Genomic DNA, 21326 nt, shown 5'->3' with positions numbered 1-21326 from the left:
TTCAAGAGTGGGTTGGATAGGAAGGGAAGGGTGATGGGTAGGATAAGCTGATCCACGATTCACTAGCCTTCCCCCTCAGGAAAGGTTTTCAGATGCTTATACCCCAATAATTCCCCTAGTGTATGGATAACCACCTCAACCACACCATAACTAATATGAGCAAGGTAGTAAGGATAAACTTTTAGAGTAATTTCATACAATTCACCCATTCCATAAACCTGCTTGATCTTAAGTATTTCTTTATCATAGGAAGCCCATGTAAGGCCTTTTGGTGCATTTTTATCTTCCTTATAAATTTCAAAGATAGCTTTATCCACCGGTTCTCTTACACTATTTATTAGTGCGTATTTAAACGTGTCACATAACTCTGTATCTGCTTCATTGATTGTTTTGGCGTTTCCTGATGTATTAGGAATCATGGCGAATACTAAAATAAGCATAACGATCATTCTTTTCAAAATCCTCACCTCATTATAGGTTGTTAACAATTATGATGAGTTATTCTATGATTCATGGAGAAAGGCACTGTGACTACATAGGCCACAGTGCCTTTCATTGGTGTCTCCTCACTCAAACACCTGACGCAATTCAATCTGCCCTTCCCCAAATCCTTGCGGGTCCGGCATCCGCATTGCCCACTTGACGGCTTCTTTCTTTGACTCCACGTCAATCAAAATGAAACCGGCAACCAAATCGTTCGTTTCCATAAATGGACCCTCCGTCACCACCGGCTCGCCACCTGGATTCGGAAACGAAATGCGCATTCCGTTTGAACTTGGATGAAGCCCTTTTGCCATCACCCGGACGCCTGCTTTCACTAATTCCTCATTATATCTCGTCATGGCTGCATTCAACTCAGGATTCGGACGGTTTCCGGTTTCCGAATTTTTTGAGGCTTTGACAATCAACATAAATAACATATTAATTCCTCCTTCTTATTCACATCATCCTTACCATCAATCATTCCAAAAAAAGTTGTACTATTCAATCTTTTTCTAAACAAAGAAACCCGTCCAGTTACATAGCTGGCAGGGGACCGGTCAGCATGCTGGTTGAGGCACATTGATACTTGTCAGTTATGCAAATGTCCGAAGTTTTCGCGTTTTTGTCCGAAGTTCCGGCGAAGTTGTCCGAATTTTTTGAAAATGTGTCCAAAGATTTTCAATAAGTGTCCGAACCAAAAATTCAAATGTCCGAAGCCCTGGATAAAAATGTCCAAAGTCCTGTGTACTTTGTCCGAACCTCTCGTAATTACCATCTTTTTTTGTCCGAAGAAAGGAGATAAATGTCCGAACCTAAATATTACCAACGAAATAGACAAGTTTTGATTAAAAACAAGACATCTATCCTCTTCTTTCATTACCAAAGAAGCAGAGAGTCTGAATCGTCCTCAAATTTTTCGATTACCATCACCCCATTCTTTAGTTAAACCGCCCCAAAATTATGTAACACAGAAAAACCACTCCCCGTAGTGCGTATCTAGGGAGTGGATTGTTTCATGTTCGTACATTAATAATAATATGGATACGGCGGATATGGGTAAGGTGGATACGGATAGTACGGATATGGTCTTGGTGTTAATAATGCACCAGCTGCCAAACCTGTTACAAACGGAAGACCGAAACCAAATCCAAAGCCTGGACGGCCAAAACCGAAACCTGGACGACCGAAACCAAAACCTGGGCGACCAAATCCAAAGCCTGGGCCAATAATTCTTCTTTGATCATTATAATCAATATTCACTAGACTACACTCCCCTAAAGTTATTCCATACATGGTATTCACGGGACAGGAGTCTATAAACTTGTACCCAGCAAGATGTGCTTTTGCCTAGTAGGAACGGGTTAGGTACAGTTCAATCGGACAGGCTCCGATTCATTTTTCCAACAACCTTTCGCCCCCTAAAAATGCGCTCACTTGTGCGAACTCACATTAGTTCCCGATGCCTCCTTCCACTCTCCAAAAACTGTAATAAAATTCAAGTGAAACCACCATACTAAGAGCAGATAATTAGAAGCGGGTGGTTCTTAGTGAGTAAACGGGTTCTTATTTTATCAGAGGCTTTTGGATCGGGGCATACTTCGGTCGCTTTTTCTTTAATGGAGGGGATTCGGAAGATAGATTCATCTGTTGAGGTAAAAGTGATGGAGCTGGGAAAGCACTTTCAACCAATGGCGTTTAAGCTGATATGTAAAACATATATGACCTTAATTGAACGGTATCCTTCCATATGGAGGAAGCTATACACCAACAGTCAGCAAAAGGGGGTCCCAGCATGGTGGAACCTTTTGTTACATACACTTTTGTTTCAAAAGTTAGATAGGTTGACAAGTGAATTCAGACCTGATGTCGTCATCTGTACTCACCCTTTTTCGAAAATAGTCGTTTCAAGGATCAAGGATACCAATAATCATCCTTTTACCTTTTGTATGTTAATCACTGAGTTACATTTACATGCAGGATGGGTCTCCCCACAAATTGACTATTACCTTGTTTCAAGTCAGGATATGCATTCGGAACTAGAGTTACTCGGGACACCCAATAATCAAATAAAGATAACCGGTTTGCCTACAAGGCCTGGCTTTTGGAGGAAAGTAGAAAAAACAACTGCCCGGAAAAAGCTTGGTATTGAAGATAGGCAGACCATCCTTGTAATGGGGGGAGGACTAGGGCTTGGAGGTTTGAAAAAAATAGCAGAAAAACTTGCAAGCCATAAAGACCAATACCAAATAGTCATTTGTACTGGCCATAATATCGTTTTAAGGCGTTACTTGGAGACGAACCTGGCAACTCGATACCCCAATATCATTATTATCGGGTTTGTTTCCTCCATTGATGTTTGGATGGATGCTTCGGACATTCTCATCACCAAATGTGGGGGTGTCACCTGCTTTGAAGCTTTGATGAAAGGGATTCCCATCATCATTTTTGAGCCCATTTCGGGGCATGAAGAGCAGAACCGTGATTTTCTCACCAACAATGACTTAGCATTTTATGCCGATAATGAAGATGAAGTCCTCTCCCTGATTGAAGACATGTTATCACCTTCTGAAAAGAAAAAGCATGTGCTTGAAAATGTTCATACTTTCAAACAAAAAGTAGATCCATTAGCCTGTCAAAAGACCATCTTGCGTTTAATAAATCAACACTAGGAGTAATTATGAAAATCTTACTACTAATCATGTTATGTACAGCATCCTTGTTAACCGCTTGCCAAGATGAAAAACTACATGCACGCACTCCTTCTGAAAAGAAAATCATCATGATCATGGTTGATTCGATGACGGATGAGCTTTTAGACGAAACCCTCAAAAGCGATGAGTTTCCGGCGCTACGGTTTTTCATGTCGAAAGGTCAAGTGTATCCCGATTTGGTTGCTCCTTTCCCTTCGATGTCTGTTGCCATTGAGGGGACAATTATCACCGGAGAAATGCCATACGAGCATAAAGTGCCTGGTCTGACTTGGTATGACCCAAAGGAAGATCGGATCATTGACTATGGAACTTCTTTTGAAACATTGCGGAAGTTGGGATTCAAGGAATCATTGGAAGATGCATACTATCGTTTGAATAATGTACATTTGAATAAAAAAAGCACGACCATTTTTGAGGAGTTACAAGAAAAGGGTATTTCCTCAGGCGCCATAAATACCCTCCTATATCGAGGAAAAACAAAGCACTTGCTTCAAACCCCACTCGGCCTCAATAAATTGATCGGCATCGATGATGAAGTGGAAACCTACGGCCCTGACATCTTTTCCTTCGGTTCCTTTCATCGGCCAGCTGTATTGGAGGACGAAAGATTGCCAGACGCACTTATACTGCGTGCAGGGTTTACGGACAACTACGCAGCCGAAGTGATAAAAAAATTGATCATAACCAATCAACAGCCGCAGTTTCTGTTCGCTTTTTTCCCTGAAATGGATAAGAAGACGCATCGAAACAGTCCTCCTTATGTAAAAGGATTCAAAGAAGTAGATCACCACCTCCAAGAAATATTGGATGTCTATGAAAATTGGGACGATGCGCTAGAGGATAATATCTTTATTTTATTTGGAGATCATGGGCAAGCTTCCCTGGCTGAGGATGAAGAGGATGTTAAAATTAACTTACACGAGCTTTACGGGGATTATCATATTGCCCCCTTTAAAGAAAAGCCATCCACTGGTGATATCGTGATATCCAATAATCATCGTTCGGCATTTCTTTATCCTACCAATAAAGATGTGGAACAGGAAGAGATTGCGCTTAAAGCCATGGAAGATAAACGCATCGCCTTAGCTGCAACGGACATCGATGACTGGTTTACGGTGTGGGCACCTGAAGTGGAAGAATCTTTCCGTTTTAAAAAAGATGGGGAGTGGACTGATTCCTTTGGACAATCCTGGACCATAGAAGGCCCAGAAGAAGTGCTTGCATTAACGTTGGATCATCCTAGCAAAACGATCTCCTATACCGAATATCCCGACGCACTCAATCAGCTTTCCAGTGCCATATTAAGTCAACCAGGTTCCGTTGTCGTCACTGCAAAACCCGGGCATATTACTTTTTCGGAAACGGCACCTGTACATGATGGCGGGGGGGAACATGGTGGAATCAATAAGGATGATACCTTGGCTGCCCTGATTATTGCCGGCACCGACAAAGAACCAACCTCCAGGAGGATGGTGGACTTGAAAGGGTATGTCTTGGATTTGTTAAAAGAGGAGTAGAGGGAATATTTACTCTCCTCTTTTTTAAAAATATTCAAAATAAAGCTTGGGAGGTTTCACCATGACCAATGCAATGGAAGCCATAGCCGCCATCTTAAAAAATTTCATAGATGAAGAACCTAAACCACCTTTACATGTTGGGGAAGTGATGGATCTGTGGACGGCTTTTACAGCGTTTAAGGAATCTCATACCCTATATCAGGTCGCACTCAACAGTACCACTGATAGAGACTTGAAAGCCATGTTGGAGGATGCATTGGAAGGCAGCCTGTCTGATACAAAAAAGATAGAAGATTTCCTCATTAAAGAAGGCGTCCCATTACCCCTTGTTAATCCCAATAAGCCTGCATCCGATCCAAGCGCTATTCCCGAGGGAGTTAAACTGACCGAAGATGAGATTGCAAATCTTATTGCCGCTAAAGTTGCCACTTCCATTACCTTTTGCGCCCAAGCAATGTCCAAGACGGTCCGGACCGATGTCGGCCTTTTGTTCTTTTCCATTCAGGTTCATCTAATGAAGTATGCGGCACCATTGAAAAATTTAATGAAATCCAGGGGATGGTTACGGGTCCCACCGAAATATAGCCCCCCAGGTGCCCCCCATCCACCAAATTGACTCCTTTTTCACTTCCCCCTTCTTTCTTACGTTTAGGTTGGAAGAAAGAAGTAAATATACAAAGTATATATACCATTAAGGAGGGGTTTGTTTGGAAAATAATCATTCCATGCCTAAGGAAGAGGGACTCGATCATAGCCTGAAGCTTTTAAAAGAAGGCTACCAGTTCATTATGAACCGCCGTCATATGTTCCACTCTAATATCTTTGAAACCACTCTTCTAGCAGAAAAAGCAATTTGCCTGACAGGTAAAGAAGCTGCAAAAATTTTCTATGACAATGAAAAATTCAAACGAAAAGGGGCAGCTCCAAAACGGTTGCAAAAGACGCTCTTCGGTGAAGGAGGCGTGCAAGCAATGGACGGGGAAGCTCACCACCATCGAAAAGCGATGTTCATGTCCCTAATGACGAAAGATAGCTTGAAGGAAGTTTCCGAACTTACAAAAAAACATTGGGAAGCTGCCGCTCAAAAATGGGAGCATGAAAAGGAAATAGAATTATACATAGAAGCAAAGAAAATCCTCACACAGGTTGCCTGTGAGTGGACAGGCGTCCCTCTTCCGGAAGATAAAGTGGAGAAGTTCTCCGTTCAATTGGGAGATATGTATGAATCTGCTGCCGCAATCGGGTTAAAGCATTGGAAAGGACGCAGATCTCGCTCCAGTGTAGAGAGCTGGTTAGAAGACCTGGTCGAAGAAGTCCGGGAAGAAAAAGTAGAGGTACCAAAAGACAAAGCCCTGTATCAGTTTTCCATGCATCGCGACCTTAACGGGGAACTTCTTGATAAAGAGATCGTTGCCGTGGAATTATTGAATCTCCTGCGTCCGATTGTCGCAATTTCCGTTTATGTTTGCTTTACCGCCCTTGCTGTCCATCAGTATCCGGAAGAAGCTGCAAAGTTACAAAAAGGAGAAAGTGAGAGTCTCCAACGATTTGTGCAGGAAGTCCGCCGCTTCTATCCATTCTTTCCCTTTACTGCAGCCAGAGTAAAGGAAGACTTTACTTGGAATGATTATAAATTTGAAAAAGACACCCTTACCCTATTGGACTTGTACGGAACAAACCATCATCCGGAAGATTGGGAGAACCCAGATCGCTTTGAGCCCGACCGCTTTAAAACGTGGGACAAAAGTCCATTTGATTTTATCCCCCAAGGTGGCGGGGAGTATGATATCGGTCACCGCTGCGCCGGAGAATGGCTGACGGTTGATATTATGAATGTAAGCCTGGACTTTCTAGTGAATGGATTGGATTATGACCTACCTGAACAAGATCTGAGCTTCAGTATGTCCCAAATCCCTAGCTTGCCAGAAAGCAAAATTGTGATGCGGGATGTGCGAGTGAAGGGGACAAGCACGCCGACCCAGTAGCACAGGAGTCGTGCAAACAGGCATCGCTACCCACATGCCCTCTATTACAAAAGTGCCCAGAGACCAAAATCTCTGGGCACTTTTGCTGCTTAACTTTAAAATTATATGGGTAGGCTGCCTATCTCACTATTCAAAGAATCCATAATTCTTTCAGCTTAGGAGATAATACTTTCATAACTCTTAGGAGGTATTACAATCATGCTTATAAAATCCATCGCCCTCGTCATCCTGTTGTCTACGCCTTTAGCTGTCCATGTAGAGGATATCCCATACAACCATGACAGCATCACTTTGTCCGAGATCATTCATAAAGTAGACTTTCCTGTGCTGGCGCCAGATAATGTGCCTAATAATTGGACTTTAGAGATCAAGGGTACCCAATGGACCAAGAAGAACACTTTACTCGCTTCAGATTACATTTTATGAATGAAAATGACACGATATATAATGTGGGTATTGAAGAGCAAAAATTCTCATCAAAGAAAAGTGATCCCACTTATTCTGATGGGGAAGAAATTGATATTAACGGCTATAAAGGTCTCTTTGGGCCCATGGGGTAACGACGGTGAATTGGATAAAAAGGGTGAACTAATTACTGGCGGTCTATTGCAGTGGACACAAGATGGAACGCAAATAGAAATGGATAGTACGAGGATTTCTAAAGAAATGATGTTAGAAATTGCAAGATCGATGAAAGTGGTTGAACTATAGTAACAGATATGCAGACCCACTAAATCAGCTTATCTGTAAACACCCTAATTTCATACCTTACAAGTTACCCGTGGTTGTTAAATTCACGGGTATTCCCCATCCCGGTGGATTACAGTACCTATCTCCTCCGTTCTTTTCCCTCCAATCTTTTTTGTAACTTTTCTTCCCGCAGTCCGTTGTAATAGTAAAGAGAAAAGAAAGGGGTGGGGAAATGGACCATCTCGGTAGGAAACAGCGGATTAATGATTGGTATGAGACTTATAGCAATGATGTGTTTAATTATGCTTTTTTTATGATTGGGGATCGGGAGCAGGCATTGGATATTGTGCAGGATACGTTCATTCGCGCTTATAACCATCTGGAAAGCTTCCATGGCGATCGGGAGAAGAGCTGGTTATTTCGAATTGCCCGGAATTTGACGATTGATTATATACGGAAAAATAAAACGATAGCAAACTATTTGAGCTTTCTTCCCTTTGGATTACATGATGAAAAGTCAGCCGAGGATATCGCCATCTTGAATGAGTCCGAAAAACAGCTATATATGGCCATTAGTAAAATCAAACCCTCCTTTAGGGATGTCATTATTTTACGTAAAATTAAGGAGTTTTCAATTGGGGAGACTGCTGAGATCCTTGGATGTTCGGAGGCAAAGGTCAAAGTGGATTTATTCAGGGCCTTGAAAAGCTTGCGAAAAGAATTGGAAAAGGAGGGATTCCGATATGAAGCAATCTAATGACTTCCAATCCTTAAACCAAAAAATTGCGATGAGCGACAAAGAACAAGAAAGGGTTCAAGCGCAGATAAATCATAAAATGAATGCATCTCCTATGGTGAGAAAATCCTCCACTCCCCGCAAGTATTATGTGGCATTGGCTTCGGCTGCCTTGATATTTATGCTTATTTTAATACCGGCAATTTTTAATAACTTGGAGAAACCAAGTGATAGTGTAGTGGTAGCAGACGAAATTCCGCCAGAGAGACTAGAGGAAATTCTTGCTCCTTATGAATATAATGAAATTTTACACGTAGAAGAGGTCACGGAAGGTGTGGTAGTGTTTTTCACCAGGACTATTAAGAAAGATATTAATATTGATGTACTACATGCAACTTTCATCAAAAAGACTAAGTACGGTTGGGATGAGTCCACAGAAGGAGCAGAACACACTATTCAAGAAAAAGAAGATTTAAGCCACCAGCTAATTACTCCCGGAAGTGAAGAATCGCCGTTTCCGCTTGTATTTGGGAAAATACTGAATCCCGATATTTCTAGCGTCCTCGTAAGGATGGTGGAAAGGAAGCAGGAATACCCTGCAGAAATCATTGTTTCAGAAAACGGATCGAAATACTGGTTTACCTTTGCAGAGATAGATCGTGAGGAAATATTTGAGATTCATGGTCTTAATAAGGCAGAGCAAGCTATTTATTCGATTGATACATTGTATGGAAACGGTGAAAGCCCTGAACTTCTAGAAGCAAACCCAAACGCAGAGAATTTCGAGCTGAGCGCGGAAGAGTTGGAAATTTACGAACGATTAAAAGTAGAATATGATACACAACTGTTAATAGGTCTTTCCCCTATCAGCATCGCTAAATTTTATGTGCAGGCTGCAATGGAAGAGGAAAGAGAATTACAATATGAATTTTACACAGACAGGCAGGACATGATGCAAATTGATAAAGAGGAATACTTGAGCGAAATGGGTCATTCTTCACTAGAACAAATAAGGAATACTTTCTTCGGTATACAAGATGGCATCTTTCATGATAATGGGGATAGCGGATATATCAGTTATATGAACATCTTCGGTCAGGAGTGGGGCTTTCAGATGGTGAAGGAAGAGGACGGCAGCTGGGCTGTGGCGTTTATGCCGCTCCAGTAGCAGGGAGGGCAGGCGCGACAATCCAACAAGGATCATAATGCCTGTCCCAAAAACCCACTAAATACTAGGTAACATGAACAGGGTTATAGCTATTAATAGAGAAGAGCCGATCCATGTGATGACGAGCTTCTTCTCTATTTTTACGGATGAGTCCATCACCTTATGTACAATGGATAAAATGAATAGATTTAAGAAAAACAAAAAGTAATAGATCACTATAAACATCAGCCATGCATACTGATTCAGTATGCTTTGTAAAGGCGCTATGAAAAATAACACAATAAACAGCACAAAGGAAATCATTAGCCAAACCAAGAGGATAATGGACATTTTATTCCATAACGGATGTTGCATGAATTGCTTTTTATACGTTGCATAGTTATAAAGCAATTGATTACATGCAAACAAAATCAGTGAAATGGACACCAGGACTATAAGTTGTTTTAATAATGTACTTTCCATCGTCAGAAAAGGATTAACCAAATTGAAATTTGCTATGAACGCAAATAAAACGAGTAAAAGTATTACCAAGGATTGTTTCAGCCAATAGTTTTTCATGAGGCTTTCACCAAGCACCATATCTTCATATTAATCGCCTCCTCTCTTTTACTTACGAATTTGCGGAAGAAAAGTTTCAGTGGATTGAGGGGACAGGCACGCCGCTTCGCCACTATAGCCAAGCCCCACTCGGGGACTTGGCTTTTTTCTTTAGCTTATATAAATCTCGATGCACTAGAAGGCACCTTTAAACGCATTAACGCAAAACCGGGTCAAGGAACCTATTCCCACAACTTTCCCCCACACTACAAATCTCCAAGTAGTGCATCGCTCTCGTACATGCTGTATAGAACACCCTCCTCAAACTCTCATCTCCATACACTTCATCGGAAGCATTATAGATGATGACCGCGTCAAATTCGATACCTTTGGACAAGTAGGATGGCACGACAACTACGCCTTGTTCGTACTCCATGGAGTTCATTTTCAACAGCTTTAAATTATCTATCTCCGGGGAAAGTGCTTCAAAAGCACGACCACTCTCCTCACTTGATTTGCAGATGATGGCAATGCTTTGATAGCCGCGGTTCCTTAGCTCCTCCACTCGTGAGGAGATGCCCGCGTGCAGACTATCAAAATCAGCCACTTCCGTCAGCAACGGCTCCTCCCCGTCCCGGTCAAACGGAATGATTTTATCTCCATTTGGAACAAGCCTTCTCGTAAACTCAATAATCGGTCTTGTGGAACGATAGCTCCTTGTAATATTAATAATCTCTGTCTTCTCCGGTCCATAAAGCCCCTCAAGCACATCAAAATTAACTGCTTCACTCGCATGGGCAAAGATTGCCTGGTTAAAGTCGCCAAGCACGGTCATCCTAGCAGCAGGGAAAAGCCGCTTCATGAACTCAAACTGAAACGGGGAGTAATCTTGGGCTTCGTCCACGACAATATGCTTGATCGAGCTGTTTATTTGAAAACCAAGGATCAATTCCTTTAACAGTAAAAATGGCGTCGCATCTTCATACCACAGTTTATCTTCCTGTATCGAATCGATGGTACCCTGGCAAATTGCATTCCACTCTTCAGGTGCCTCCCCTTCTAACCATTGACCAATTTTCGCAGGTTCTGCAAAAATTTGCTGATAGAGATCTTTAAAGCTGATAAATTGATAGCCGCGGACACGATTTCGCAATGGCTTCATTTTCTTGTGCACGAGTAAACGCGCTAGTGCCCTTGGGTCGACTTCATAGTCCGCAACCCCTTCCCTTTCAAAGCCTTTCTTTTTAGCTAAAAATGCTCGCGCTTCATGGTATTCTTCGTTACTGAGGAGTTCCATCTCCTCCTGCACCCATGGCTGATCACTTTCAGCCTTTTGAATGGCTTTTAACTCTTTCATCAGCCAATCCTTCAACTTTTCGAGTCTATTGGATAATCGAAGGGAAGTGTCATGTTTGTAAAACCGGTCCGCAATTTGCTCGGCCGATACCATCGGTTTCCCTCTAAAGGTGATATTCTTGAAGGTCATTCCTTCCAAGGCCAGTGATTCTATATAGGTTTTGATTGCTTCATAAAAACGAAGGGAAGCCTTAAACTTGATGCCCGCAAGCCTTGCTTTATAAGCCGGTGTATGGCTTGCCGTCAGCACATACTCCAACTGTCCGTAGGGATTTTCCACTTGAAAAGCTTTGGATAATCGGTGGTCGAGATACTCTTGAAAGGTAACCTGTTGCATGCTTTCCTCGCCAAGTTCAGGCAAGACATTGGATACATAGCTTTTGAACATGGAGTTGGGAGAAAATAAAATAATCTGGTCGGCATCGAGGTTATCTCTATACTTATAAAGTAAATAGGCAATCCGTTGCAGGGCAGCCGACGTCTTGCCACTACCTGCCGCACCATGAACAATCAGGAGTCTGCCACTATCATGCCGGATGATTCGATTTTGCTCCTGTTGGATGGTGGCGACGATATTATGCATGTAGTTGTCTGCCGTCGCTTTGCCGAGCACCTTTTGTAAGATTTCATCCCCGATGGTGAGACTTGTATCAAACATGGATTCCAGCTCGCCATTTCGAATCAGGTATTGCCACTTCTTTTCCAAATCACCTTCTATTTCGCCGCCTGGAGTTGTGTACTTTGCCGGGCCCGGCTGGTAATCATAATAAACGCTTGAGATCGGAGCTCGCCAATCATAAATGAGGAAGTCTTCCCCACTTTGATCCATAAGGGCAGATATCCCGATATATATTTGCTCCTTTTCTGAAGTCCCATCTTCTTTAAAATCGATCCGGCCGAAATAAGGAATCTCTTTCATCTTATGCAGGGTGGTTAACCGCTTGGATGCATGCCTATGGGAGCTTTGACTCACAGACAACGCCTGCGCTTCCTGCCTCAGGCCGATAATCGTCTCCAAGTAATCATCAAAAGAATCCGTACTAACCTTGACCTCTTCCCAAAAGTGTTTGCGAATATGAATGACTTCATCCTTACGTTTGGAAGTCTCCTTCTCTAACTTCCCGATCTCCTCTGTAATGGTCTCCATCACATCGTCCACACGTCTTTGCTCCAACTGAAATTCCGTACTCATGCAAACACTCCTTTTTTTTCGAAAATGGATAGTTAGGGGGTTGACTCGAGGGTGGAATGTATTGTATGATTATAATAAGGATAATTATACTCACAAAAACCACATATACAATACAATCTATTTGACTTTACCATGTATTTATGGTGGATTCAAGTATTTTTTTGGGTCGAGGGATAGGTTCCTCGACCCTTTTTATGTTCCCATACGCAGGAAAGGTTAGAAGATCAGGTATCCTCCCTATTCTTCTATTAGCTTGTATGGTAAATACCCCTTTAGCTGATGCCCTGGCAAAACGGAAGCTGAAGTGATTGCATGTGAATATGGATTTGAGGCTATAAAATCAGGGTAAGTTCTTTTATTTACCATAATTTACATAATTAGGGAGGCGCTTTCCTTTATATCTATCTCCATTTAATAGGATATTAATTAAAAATCTTGTCGAATTAGTTTATAATAGTAAAAAAATATAAAGGATTTGGGGTAAGAAGATGAGTACACTTCCAAAAATCGATATAGAAGGTCTTCAGTTTGAATGGGATGTAGAAAAGGGGAAATTTCTTTTTGAAGGGGAGGATGCTGTCCTATTTTGGATCTCCTCTGCGATGAAAACTTTCTTTGATACAATTGAAGAGGTTTCCGGACAGGAAGCGACCTGCCTTGTAATGGAATCCACAGGCTATCGACAAGGTGCAGTTGTTGGGAAGTATTTTGAAAATATGACAGATATCAGTATTGAAAAAATAGCTGGCTTGATTACCAATACGTATGCATCTGCTGGTTGGGGAAGAGCTTATGTAAAGAACCTGGATGTGGATAATTACACATTGACCGTCCAGCTCAAGGATGACTGGGAATATAAAATCAATCAGGCACAAGGAAAGAAAACCGGAGGCAATTTCCTTGCGGCGCATTATGCAGGGATTTTTACTGGCCTATTCAAAACGGACATCTGGTACAATATCCTGAATCATCAGATAGAGGGCCATGAATATACCACCATCGAATATTTCCCAAAAGAAGTGAATGTGGCCCAAAACATCCATCAGCTTGCCCGTCAAAAAGAGCAGGAGCAGATAGTAAAGCTGGAAAAAGTAGTGGAAGAAAAAACAAAGGAACTAAAAGAGCTGGTCAAGACAATATCCTCTCCCGTCATACCTGTACTCGAAGGGATTGTGGTGGTACCCCTTCTAGGAAAATATGATGAAGAACGGGCAGACGAGCTGATTGTAAAAACCCTATACAATCTTCCAAAGTACAAAGCAAGCTATCTGGTACTTGATTTAACCGGAATGGATGACAATCTGACACCATATACAGCAAGCATGATTGAAAAGCTGGGGTGTTCCGCTGAACTGTTGGGAATTAAGACCATTCTAGTCGGAATTTCCGCTCAGCTAAGCTTGGATATTACAAAGGCAGATATTGATTTGACTCATTTCGATTTCTTCCAGTCGCTGCAGCACGGCATTCATTTTGCCCTCGCTCAGAATGGAAGAAGAATAATCTGAAGAAACACGCCAAACCTCTAGGGTTGGCGTGTCAGTGTGTAGACAAAGCTATTTTAATCTTCAAGTTATGTAATAACTATGTTGATCGTAGTGGAAGGCGCGCAGACTCCTGCGGGAGGAAGGGACATGGGAGACCCCGCAGGGCGTAGCCTGAGGAGGCTCCCGGACCGCCCGCGGAAAGCGAAGCGCCTGGAACGAAGATCAACATGTAAATGCAAATCTAAAGATTATTAGAGTTTGTCAACAGTCTGATACGCCAAACCTCCAGGGGTTGGCGTGTTTTTTTGGAATAGGAGACAGTATAAATAGTTTAACATTGAAGAGGTCCAGCTCCAGGTAACCTTGCTTAGTATCAGGGAAATTTGATGATGAAGTGTTATTTAAATACATCTTTTATAAATTGTTTGAAAATAATAAAGCTGAGGAGGTGAAAAAAAATGCCTAATCCATTTGAAGCCGTTTGGAATCTCCTGAAAACAGGAGTGGATAATATTGACGAACCAGATACGCCTCTTCATGTCATCGAAGTGGGTGACTTATGGGTGTATCTGACCACGATGGAAGAGTTTATCCGGTATGAGGAAGTAAGTCTGAACACCACGACAGACGATGAAGTCAAAGAAATGCTGATCGATATAATCCGTATATGTGAGGGCCAGGTCGAGACGTTGAGCAAGTTTATGAAGAAAGAGGGCATCCCACTACCGGATGTAACCTCTTCGAAACCGGAGTCCGACTCCAAGCAGATACCATTGGGTGTCAAGCTGACTGACGATGAAATTACGAATGGGGTTGCATTCAAGCAAGTCGTATGCATGCAGCAATGTGCCAAAGGACAGGCGGATTCGGTTCGCAATGATGTAGGGATGATGTGGCTTGGCTTTTTCTCTGACTGGGTCACATTTGGAACCACACTAAAAACCTTGATGAAAAAGCGCGGCTGGCTGAAAGTCCCGCCATACTACTATCCACCAGGTTCCCCACGGTAATTGCCTGCAGCAGAGAACTGAACCTTACGAATTCGACGCTGGGCATTCACCTTATACATATCCCTTTCAAATGGTAAAAAGGATATTTTTATGTATTGTATCCTACCAACGAAGGTTTTTTTTTGCAGAAGAATACTGAATTAAAATAACCCATATTCAACCTGAGCCGAGAATGCCATTTTCTCGGCTTTTTTATTTACATCAACTCCTCATTTTCATTCCTTAAGAAACCTTAAGATTTCTCCTCCTATTATCTTCAGATTCTCCCTTTATACTCTTTTCAAGAAGGACAAAGGAAATGAGGGGAAACAGTAAATGATTAGTTTTTTAACCGAATATATCAGACATCCTAGAACCACTGGCGCCATCGCTCCAAGTTCTAGATACCTTGCGAGAAAAATGGCAGAACAAATAAATTATAAGAATACAAAGACCATCATAGAATTGGGGCCGGGAACCGGGGTTTTCACAAAAGAGATCCTCAAAAGAAAAAAGGCCGATACCACTCTGATCCTCATAGAGATTAATCAGACGTTTGTTAAACAATTGCAAAGTCAATTTAAGGACGTTCCCAATCTACACATCATTCATGGATCTGCTGAGAATATGAAGGATTACTTGCAGGAGCTTCACCTATCAAAAATAGATGTCGTCTTATCCGGATTGCCTTTTACATCGATGCCCGCCGCTGTCTCTAAGAACATTTTAAATAGAATATCAGATTTTCTGGATGATGACGGGAGCTTCCTCACCTTTCAATATTCTCTGGTTAAAAAAGCCTTCATCCAGCAATTTTTTCAAAGCATCGAGTTAAAAAAAGTATGGGGGAACCTCCCTCCTGCTTATGTCCTGTCATGCAAGAAAGTGGGTGACTAAGTGGATGTAAATGAATTGATCAGCTTAATTGGGAATTATGGTTATGCCGCATTGTTCTTTTGTCTCTGGCTTGGGATTGTAGGAATGCCAATACCTGATGAGGTCATCGTGATGAGCGGCGGAATCGTTTCTTCCATTGGAATCCTTCAACCAATCCCTGCCTTTCTATTGACGTATCTTGGGGTTGTCTCTGGTTTGTCTATTGGGTATATCTTAGGGAGAGTGATGGGGGTCAAAGTGGTGGACCGCGTATTAGCAAAGCAGAAGAACAAACATCTGCTAAGAGCGCAACATCTCCTTGAAAAATACAATCACTATGCTTTGGCTCTCAGCTATTTCATCCCATTCGTCCGCCATATTGTCCCGTATCTAGTCGGCATCAACAAAATGAGTTTTAAACGCTATGCCCTATACTCTTATACCACCGGCTTCTTCTGGACCCTATCCTATTTCATTTTAGGTGCTACATTTGGGGAACATATAGAAATGATAGCAGACCTCGCTTTTCAATATGGACTATGGTTCGGCATCTTACTTGGAATTGGAATATTAACCTATTTTCTTTATAATAAAACGAACACTTACAAGAGGAGTAAACAAAATGAAAAATCTGACCTCCATCCTGATCGTGGATGATGATGAATCTATTCGAAAGCTCATCACTGTCTATCTAAAAAATGAAGCCTATCAAGTGTATCAAGCTTCTAACGGAAAAGAAGCATTAGAGCTTTTGGAAAAACATACGGTAGACTGCATCGTACTAGACATCATGATGCCTAAATTAGATGGGATACAGACATTGATGAAGATAAGGGAGCAAAAAGTCATCCCTGTCATTCTTCTTTCTGCCAAATCCGAGGACATGGATAAAATCACAGGCCTAAGTCTTGGCGCAGATGATTATATGACAAAACCCTTCAATCCGTTGGAGCTGGCAGCCCGCATCAAAGCGCAGGTGAGGCGACATAAGGTATTTCATGAAGCGCAAGATGCTACCATCCACGTTTGTGATATCACAATCGACACACAAACAAGACTAGTAACCGTTAACACTCAACAAATTAATTTTACGCCAAGGGAATTTGACATCCTCCTTTTGCTGGCGAAAAATAAGGAAAAAATCTTCAGCGCTGAACAGATTTATACCAATGTCTGGCATGAAGATTCGTACGGATCTGACAACACGGTTATGGTTCATATCAGAAAAATTAGGGAGAAGTTGGAAAAAGAGACCGGCAAACGCTATATCGAAACCGTTTGGGGAGTGGGGTATAAACTCTCATGCTGACCAAAAAATTGATGACAAAAATACTTGGTATCTTCGTTATTAGCGGTGTCTTAAGCATCTTTATATTCAGCTTTCCAGCTCAATTTATTTATGGACTTTTGGAGCTTGAAAAGCTGACGGTCCTGCAATGGAACATCATTGCCTTTGCCAATTTTAGTTTCAGCATATTATTCTTCATCGGGATGTTTTACCTGTTATTTCGCCCTACTCTCCTGTATATACGGAATATAGAGGCCGGCATAAGGGCCATGGGGGAAGGAAACCTGGAACGTACCATTCCGGTTAAAGGAAAAGATGAACTCTCCTCCCTTTCTCGAAATATCAATCAAATGGCGGCTGAGTTAAAAGATAGATTTGAATATCAGAAGAAATTGGAGAAAGAAAAAAATGAACTGATCGCCAATATCTCTCATGACTTGCGGACACCACTCACTTCCATCACTGGCTTTCTGAGTGCCGTCCGGGAAGAAAGGTATGAATCCGAACAGGAAAAAAGTGAATTTATTGATATTTCCTATTTGAAATCTCTTCAATTGGAACGCCTGATTAATGATCTGTTCGATCTTACTACCTTGTCTGACAATCAAGCAAACCTCGCTAAGCAACGTGTGAACCTGAACTTACTTCTTCAACAATTTGTCATGGAAAGTGAGGGAACCTTACCAGAGGATATGCAAGTTGCCCTTGATTTGAGCAAGGAGAGTGTTTGGATGGAAGCAGATACAGAAAATTTGATTCGCGTCTTTGAAAACCTGCTCACCAATGCGGTTCGATATAGTTTGAAGCCCTCCACCCTTACCATTCAAACAACCATCGAACAAGAGGAGAACGTCCTTATCTCTTTTTCTAATCCAGCCTCCCCTCTTTCCGACGAAGAGGTAGATCAGCTGTTCAAACGTTTCTACAAAAAGGACCAATCGCGCGCCTCAACCGGATCCGGACTCGGGCTCGCCATTGTCAAAAGCATCATTCAGATGCACGACGGCAAGGTGTGGGCTACAAGCGAACAAGGTAATTTCACAATAATAATGGAGTTACCGCGTACAGGTTGAGGGGACAGGTCCCTCGACCCACTATCAATGATAAAGTGCCAAGCAAAGCCGAGAATACTAGGATTTCTCGGCTTTTTTTCTCCGCTTTTCACCACCTTACGAATAAAACAATTGACAAAGAATATCCGCCTAACTTATTATATGTTTAAACACTTAAACATATAAACTTTAATATAAAGGAAGGTTGTTACGATGACTAAAACAGCTGTAATCACTGGTGCATCCAGTGGACTTGGTTTGGAATTTGTTAAATTATTCGCGAAGGATGGATATAACCTAGTAGTAATTGCACGTAGTGAAGAAAAGCTTCTTGAGATAAAGAAGAGCTACCCCAATATTAACGTCACTGTCATTCCAAAGGATCTTAGCAAGCCTGATGCGATCAAGGAAATCGTCCATGAAATGAAGAAGCATGACATTAAGGTGGATGTATTAGTAAATAATGCTGGTTTTGGACTATTAGGTTCCTTTGAATCCCTTAGTGTGGAGCAACAATTAAATATGATTCAGCTTAATGTTTCTTCGTTGACCGAATTAACCTATCATTTGCTTCCGGAACTGAAGAAAAGTAAATCTGGGAAAATATTAAACGTTGCCAGCACTGCCGCTTTTCAACCAGGACCGAATATGGCGGTATATTATGCAACAAAAGCTTTTGTTCTATCTTTTTCAGAAGCGTTAGCCGAGGAGTTAAAAGAGGACTCCATCACCGTAACCACTCTTTGTCCTGGAGCGACAAAGACAAACTTTAGCTCTGTTGCAAACGTGGGGAACACGAAAATGTTCAGCAATGCGATGCCTTCGGAAATAGTAGCAAAACAAGGCTATCAAGCTTTGATGCGTGGAAAAAGAGTGGTGATCACAGGAAGGTTTAATAAAGTCGGGGCATTGGCAGCAAAGTTTCTACCAAGACAATCGGCAGCTAAAGTTGCCAAGCTAGTTATGAAGGAGAACTAATTATTTGGGGAGAGGTTGCTCGACCCATTTTATGAAAAGCCGAGAATAGCCTTGTATTCTCGGCTTTTTTGGGGATATCTCGAGGTACAGTGGAATCACCTGGTCCTACACTTTTTCCAACTCCCCTGCAGTTTCCGAATGTATAGGATTTGTCCGATATGATAGGCGTTATGAGTGGTAGCATTGCTTATTAGATGCCACCATTTCGCTTCCACGGGAAAACCAGTGGCCTCTCCGTCAAGCTTTTCTTCTGTAAGGATTTCCTGCCAAGCCAATAGACCTTCAAGCAGCTCAGATTTCATGCGATCAAAACTGTAACCTTTTGGAAGGATGAAGCTCTCCTCATTATTTTCAACGGATGGAACGGCTTTAACATTTGCAGCACGATACCGCTTTTGCCAAATATTATTCCAGAATAAAAGGTGCCACACAATCTCCGCAATACTGTTAGAATCCTCATTCGGTTTCCAAAATGCCTCTTCTTCCTTAAGCCCTTCAAGCGCTTCCTCAAGGGAAACATACCAACTTGTATCATTCGCATTGGCCAACAGCTGATTGGCAAGTACTTCTTTTGCATGTGTCATTACCTACACTCCCTTAAAAATCATTTAAAGGGTTATTCTTGTTTTATAGGTCAATTCCTTTAATTCTTTTCTACTGCGAGAATATTTCTTAAAACAGCATGCATTATGTTATGATAGTTAGGTTGTTTATCTACCACATCACACATTTCCATTCAGCTTAGAAAAGAGGTATGTATGCAATCTGAAAAATTAACGAGGCAACATTGGTTGCTCATCTTGACACTTTCTTTATTAACGTTTGTCCTTGGGACAAGCGAGTTTGTTATAGTTGGGATCTTGACGGATATTTCCTCAAGCCTTGAGATGTCTAATGCAAGAGCTGGTACGCTCGTTTCTGCGTTTGCCATTACGTTTGCCATTGCGACACCTATCGTGATGTCGGCAACAAGTCATTTTCCAAAGCGGAAATGGATGTTGTTTTTAATAGGGGCTTTCATAATTTTCAACGCGTTGTGCGCCATTTCTACATCCTATACGATGTTACTTTCTTTCCGGATCTTGACGGCAATTGTGACGGGTGTGCTGATCTCACTTGCCATGATCGTAGCAAGTGAGACCATGCCAGCAGCCAAGCGGGGTCTTGCCATATCATTTGTTTTCGGTGGTTTTACCCTAGCGAACGTCATCGGTGTACCGATTGGGACCTTGGTTTCGTCCTGGTTTGGCTGGAATTCCACGTTCATGCTGACTACGATACTCGGAGTATTGGCGTTCCTTGCATCCTATTCTGTGCTGCCAAGCAAGCTCAGCCAGGTTCGAAGTTCGATCCGGGATCAGTTCTCGTTGCTGACCAATCCGCGAATTCTGATCGCCTTTTTCATTCCTGCCCTGGGATTTGGGGCAACCTATGTCGTGTTTACGTACCTTGTTCCAATTCTAAAAGGGATGGGAGCACCAACCTATTCCATCAGCTTGATCCTTTTCGTGTACGGATTCATCTCGATTTTCAGCAATATCCTGGCAGGTAAAATAGCCAGCCATAATGCAATCGGTCGCCTCCGATTTGTGTTTCTCGTGCAGGCGGTTGTATTGATCAGCTTATTTTGGACCATTAATCACTTCGGGTTGGGGCTTGTCAACATTGGATTAATGTCATTGATGGCCATTCTTTTAACTACCTCGACACAGCTTTACCTGATAGATTTAGCTAAGATCTATCAGCCTAAAGCAACAGGACTCGCTGCTTCCCTCATGCCGGTGGCAAGCAACGTCGGTATCGCACTCGGGTCTGCCCTAGGCGGGTTCGTCTACCATCAAGTCGGTCTCATCCATGTAACGTGGGTTGGCGGGATTGTTGCTGTATGCGCGAGTCTACTTACCTTCTTGAGTTATCATCTGGATCAGAGAGAGGTGCCGAGGGAACAGGCACGCTGAGCCATTTCTTTGGAGAGGAAAATTCTTATCGAAATTGTCATCATCAGATGGATGAAGACAATTTGGAGAGGAAAATCTTATCGAGATTGTCATCATCGGATGGATGAAGACAATTTGGAGTGAAAAATATTATCGAGATTGTCATCATCGGATGGATGAAGACAATTTGGAGTGAAAAATCTTATCGAGATTGTCATCATCGGATGGATGAAGACAATTTGGAGTGAAAAATCTTATCGAGATTGTCATCATCGGATGGATGAAGACAATTTGGAGTGGAAAATCTTATCGAGATTGTCATCATCGGATGGATGAAGACAATT

22 protein-coding genes are annotated in these 21326 nt (G+C 42.1%); 16 read left to right on the top strand and 6 right to left on the bottom strand.

Annotation, left to right across the window (positions count from 1 at the left end):
* Positions 1-62: 62 nt before the first annotated feature.
* The 3 genes from EKQ44_RS17495 to EKQ44_RS17485 all read right to left on the bottom strand — a co-directional run bounded on the left by EKQ44_RS17495 (position 63) and on the right by EKQ44_RS17485 (position 1776).
* Entirely contained in the window at positions 63-449 is a 387-nt protein-coding gene (locus EKQ44_RS17495; protein WP_237664969.1) for a DUF3888 domain-containing protein, read from the bottom strand.
* A 117-nt stretch (positions 450-566) separates the two neighbouring features.
* The gene (locus EKQ44_RS17490; RefSeq protein WP_237664844.1) at positions 567-920 is read right to left on the bottom strand and encodes a YciI family protein; all 354 of its coding nucleotides are present in this window, start codon (positions 918-920) and stop codon (positions 567-569) included.
* A gap of 589 nt (positions 921-1509) precedes the next feature.
* Positions 1510-1776 carry a spore coat protein gene (locus EKQ44_RS17485; protein WP_269151720.1) on the bottom strand — a complete coding sequence of 89 codons (267 nt, stop codon included), beginning with the start codon at positions 1774-1776 and terminating at the stop codon, positions 1510-1512.
* A 254-nt stretch (positions 1777-2030) separates the two neighbouring features.
* Here EKQ44_RS17485 and EKQ44_RS21585 point away from each other — a divergent pair, with 254 nt between their 5' ends.
* The 8 genes from EKQ44_RS21585 to EKQ44_RS17445 all read left to right on the top strand — a co-directional run bounded on the left by EKQ44_RS21585 (position 2031) and on the right by EKQ44_RS17445 (position 9290).
* Positions 2031-3152: an MGDG synthase family glycosyltransferase gene (locus tag EKQ44_RS21585; RefSeq protein ID WP_237664842.1), complete on the top strand. Its 1122-nt coding sequence runs from the start codon at positions 2031-2033 to the stop codon at positions 3150-3152.
* Positions 3153-3160: 8 nt separating this feature from the next.
* On the top strand, positions 3161-4711 hold the full coding sequence (locus EKQ44_RS17475) for an alkaline phosphatase family protein (RefSeq protein ID WP_237664841.1): 1551 nt from the start codon (positions 3161-3163) through the stop codon (positions 4709-4711).
* Positions 4712-4772: 61 nt separating this feature from the next.
* Positions 4773-5327, top strand: coding sequence for a DUF3231 family protein (locus EKQ44_RS17470; RefSeq protein WP_237664840.1), 555 nt, complete (start codon positions 4773-4775; stop codon positions 5325-5327).
* 91 nt (positions 5328-5418) lie between these two features.
* Positions 5419-6696: a cytochrome P450 gene (locus tag EKQ44_RS17465; RefSeq protein ID WP_237664839.1), complete on the top strand. Its 1278-nt coding sequence runs from the start codon at positions 5419-5421 to the stop codon at positions 6694-6696.
* A gap of 198 nt (positions 6697-6894) precedes the next feature.
* Entirely contained in the window at positions 6895-7122 is a 228-nt protein-coding gene (locus EKQ44_RS17460; protein WP_237664838.1) for a hypothetical protein, read from the top strand.
* Positions 7123-7152: 30 nt separating this feature from the next.
* Positions 7153-7407: a hypothetical protein gene (locus EKQ44_RS17455; RefSeq protein ID WP_237664837.1), complete on the top strand. Its 255-nt coding sequence runs from the start codon at positions 7153-7155 to the stop codon at positions 7405-7407.
* Positions 7408-7618: 211 nt separating this feature from the next.
* Positions 7619-8143: an RNA polymerase sigma factor gene (locus EKQ44_RS17450; protein ID WP_237664836.1), complete on the top strand. Its 525-nt coding sequence runs from the start codon at positions 7619-7621 to the stop codon at positions 8141-8143.
* Positions 8130-9290, top strand: coding sequence for a hypothetical protein (locus EKQ44_RS17445; RefSeq protein ID WP_237664835.1), 1161 nt, complete (start codon positions 8130-8132; stop codon positions 9288-9290). Before EKQ44_RS17450 ends, EKQ44_RS17445 begins: the two co-directional genes overlap by 14 nt.
* A gap of 57 nt (positions 9291-9347) precedes the next feature.
* Here the strand turns inward: EKQ44_RS17445 and EKQ44_RS17440 are convergent, their stop codons facing one another.
* Together EKQ44_RS17440 and helD are read right to left on the bottom strand one after the other, a co-directional pair.
* Positions 9348-9848: a hypothetical protein gene (locus tag EKQ44_RS17440; protein ID WP_237664834.1), complete on the bottom strand. Its 501-nt coding sequence runs from the start codon at positions 9846-9848 to the stop codon at positions 9348-9350.
* A gap of 196 nt (positions 9849-10044) precedes the next feature.
* Entirely contained in the window at positions 10045-12375 is a 2331-nt protein-coding gene (gene helD, locus EKQ44_RS17435) for an RNA polymerase recycling motor HelD (protein ID WP_237664833.1), read from the bottom strand.
* A 488-nt stretch (positions 12376-12863) separates the two neighbouring features.
* Between helD and EKQ44_RS17430 the strand changes: the two genes are divergently transcribed.
* From EKQ44_RS17430 to EKQ44_RS17400, 7 genes are all read left to right on the top strand, one after another.
* On the top strand, positions 12864-13883 hold the full coding sequence (locus EKQ44_RS17430; protein ID WP_237664832.1) for an STAS domain-containing protein: 1020 nt from the start codon (positions 12864-12866) through the stop codon (positions 13881-13883).
* A 437-nt stretch (positions 13884-14320) separates the two neighbouring features.
* On the top strand, positions 14321-14872 hold the full coding sequence (locus EKQ44_RS17425) for a DUF3231 family protein (protein WP_237664831.1): 552 nt from the start codon (positions 14321-14323) through the stop codon (positions 14870-14872).
* Between the two features lie 315 nt (positions 14873-15187).
* Positions 15188-15748, top strand: a complete 561-nt coding sequence (locus EKQ44_RS17420; RefSeq protein WP_237664830.1) for a class I SAM-dependent methyltransferase — start codon at positions 15188-15190, stop codon at positions 15746-15748.
* On the top strand, positions 15749-16384 hold the full coding sequence (locus EKQ44_RS17415; RefSeq protein ID WP_237664829.1) for a DedA family protein: 636 nt from the start codon (positions 15749-15751) through the stop codon (positions 16382-16384). It begins immediately after the preceding gene.
* On the top strand, positions 16350-17036 hold the full coding sequence (locus EKQ44_RS17410) for a response regulator transcription factor (RefSeq protein ID WP_237664828.1): 687 nt from the start codon (positions 16350-16352) through the stop codon (positions 17034-17036). The genes EKQ44_RS17415 and EKQ44_RS17410 overlap by 35 nt, the downstream gene beginning before the upstream one ends.
* Positions 17030-18088 carry a HAMP domain-containing sensor histidine kinase gene (locus EKQ44_RS17405; protein WP_237664827.1) on the top strand — a complete coding sequence of 353 codons (1059 nt, stop codon included), beginning with the start codon at positions 17030-17032 and terminating at the stop codon, positions 18086-18088. Before EKQ44_RS17410 ends, EKQ44_RS17405 begins: the two co-directional genes overlap by 7 nt.
* Positions 18089-18280: 192 nt before the next feature.
* Positions 18281-19045 (top strand): SDR family NAD(P)-dependent oxidoreductase, encoded by a 765-nt coding sequence (locus EKQ44_RS17400; protein ID WP_237664826.1) that lies wholly within the window; start codon positions 18281-18283, stop codon positions 19043-19045.
* Between the two features lie 95 nt (positions 19046-19140).
* On the opposite strand, the gene EKQ44_RS17395 is transcribed toward EKQ44_RS17400, so the two are convergent.
* On the bottom strand, positions 19141-19629 hold the full coding sequence (locus EKQ44_RS17395; protein ID WP_237664825.1) for a DinB family protein: 489 nt from the start codon (positions 19627-19629) through the stop codon (positions 19141-19143).
* A gap of 174 nt (positions 19630-19803) precedes the next feature.
* On the opposite strand from EKQ44_RS17395, the gene EKQ44_RS17390 reads away from it, so the two are divergent.
* Positions 19804-21003, top strand: a complete 1200-nt coding sequence (locus EKQ44_RS17390; RefSeq protein WP_237664824.1) for an MFS transporter — start codon at positions 19804-19806, stop codon at positions 21001-21003.
* Positions 21004-21326 lie beyond the last annotated feature (323 nt).

The sequence above is a fragment of the Sutcliffiella horikoshii genome (assembly GCF_021991925.1).
GTDB classification, from domain to species: Bacteria; Bacillota; Bacilli; order Bacillales; family Bacillaceae_I; genus Sutcliffiella_A; species Sutcliffiella_A horikoshii_F.
The sequence above is the reverse complement of the archived record's forward strand: the minus strand, read 5'-3'. Positions and strand labels throughout refer to the sequence as shown.